General features: G+C 65.5%; 2 protein-coding genes. One reads left to right on the forward strand and one right to left on the reverse strand.

Annotated elements, in window-relative coordinates:
- Positions 1-188 precede the first annotated feature (188 nt).
- A complete protein-coding gene (locus EDF31_RS19735) occupies positions 189-656 on the forward strand; it encodes a MarR family transcriptional regulator (RefSeq protein WP_243650192.1) in 468 nt (155 codons plus the stop codon).
- A gap of 411 nt (positions 657-1,067) precedes the next feature.
- Here EDF31_RS19735 and EDF31_RS19740 read toward each other — a convergent pair whose 3' ends face one another.
- On the reverse strand, positions 1,068-1,433 hold the full coding sequence (locus EDF31_RS19740) for a winged helix-turn-helix domain-containing protein (RefSeq protein ID WP_131847781.1): 366 nt from the start codon (positions 1,431-1,433) through the stop codon (positions 1,068-1,070).
- Positions 1,434-1,860: the final 427 nt, after the last annotated feature.

Genomic DNA, 1,860 nt, shown 5'->3' on the forward strand with positions numbered 1-1,860 from the left:
GCGGCGAGCAGGGCAGCCGGGATGACGGCGAGGGTGGCGACACGGGCGATGGTGCGGTTCGGGCGACGCATGAGAGGAGATCCGTTCAGGTTGAGGCATGACTCGAATTTCGAGCTAGGTAGACCTTACACCTACAGATTCGTTCAAGTCAATTTTTGTCCCAAACGGATCTCGTCTAAGATGGGATCATGAGCGCAAGCCCTCCTCCGATGAGTGACGCCGACCAGGATCGACTGCTGGACGAGGCGGTCGCCGCGTTCTACAGCGCTCAGGTCGAGCACGCGCACCTGATGCAGCACCTCGCCGTCACCCACGACCTGAACCCGGTCGACCTCCGCGCGCTGAAGTTCCTCGGAGCGGTCGACGACGACCGCACGCCGAAGGAACTCGGCGGGTACCTGGAGATGGGAACGGGAGCCGTCACCGCGTTGCTCGACCGTCTGACCAAACGAGGTCTACTCGATCGGGTCCGCAACCCGGACGATCGCCGGAGCGTGCGGATCGAGCTGAGTGCCGACGGCTTCGCGGTGGTCGGCGCACTTCGCTCGGCCTACCGGCAAGCGCTCGAGAAATCGCTTCCTGTCGAGAACGTCAACGTCTTCATCCACTTCACCGAACGCATCTCGCTAGCGTTCCGTGAGGACAGCGTCAACTGAACGACACCCCGACGGCAAGCACTCCACCGCCGCCTGAAGCTCGGCATGAACGGACAATGACGTCGAGCTTGGTTGGAACCTCTACCCCAGGACCGCGGAAAAGCAGCGGGCTCCCCGACAGCGCACCCACCTCTGCCCCGCAGCAGAACGCACCGGAAGCCGCCTGAACGTCGGCGGTCAGATCATTTCGGCGGTGACCAGCTACGGCCGAAAGCGCGCATCGACACGACACCCCGATCCGCGTCCGTCACCGCTCCCGTCGACGTCTCGGTACCGAAATCGCCCGCTGGAGAGGAGTAGGTGCCGGGGTGTCGTCCCGGAAACACCCGGTCGGGCGTCCCGCATTGCCGGAAGGGGGCCAGTGTGCCGTTGGCGAGCAAGCTCTACCGGACGGCATCCCACCCCACTTGCCTACGCCGTGGGCACCCGTGCCGTCACTGACGGCAGCGATGGTCGGTCGTCAGGTGCGGTGAAGAAGTCGCGGTAGCGGACGGCGCCGGCGATGAAGTAGCCGTCACCGGGCACCGACCGCACCACACCGTCGGCGATCAGTGCCCGGTACGCGTTCAGGATCGTGTGGATGCTCAACCCGGACGTTGCTGCCGCGACTCGGTACGGCGGCAACTGATCACCCTCCAAAAGGACGCCATCAGCGATGGCGTCCCGGACGAGCTGCTCCACTCGTTCCTGCAACGACCACCCCGACCGACGATCAGACGACAGCACCACCCGGAACCTCCCTACCGCGCTCACGCCGGCAGGATGCTCATGGCGCATTGGGGCGTCCCTTGTCTGTGAGAAGCGCGGGGCGAGACACCGGATCAGGTAGCAGCCCACCCCGCTGAGAGCGGGAACCACCCAGCTGCTGTCCACAGTCTGCCTCAACCATGCCCTCGTACCGTGCAGTCGATGACGAAGCCCTCACCGCGCCGCCGGAAGCCCGCCCGGGAGCCTGCGCATGCGTTGGTGGCAGTGGGCGCTCATCGGTGCCCTCACTACCGGTACCGCCACGCTGGTCGTCGCAGCGCTGCTGAAGTGACCCCGCTCAGTGCGGTCCGCGGGACGTTGGTGGTTCCCGGGAGCGACGCAATGTTCGGGTCATCCCGCCACCCCGGGATAGCGCACTCCCCCACCAGCCTCAAGGCAGGAAAGGCAAGTCTCTCGAACGGGAAACGAGTGTCACGCAAGCATCACTGCCGCGGAG

This window comes from Curtobacterium sp. PhB142 (genome assembly GCF_004341255.1).
Lineage (GTDB): Bacteria > Actinomycetota > Actinomycetes > Actinomycetales > Microbacteriaceae > Curtobacterium.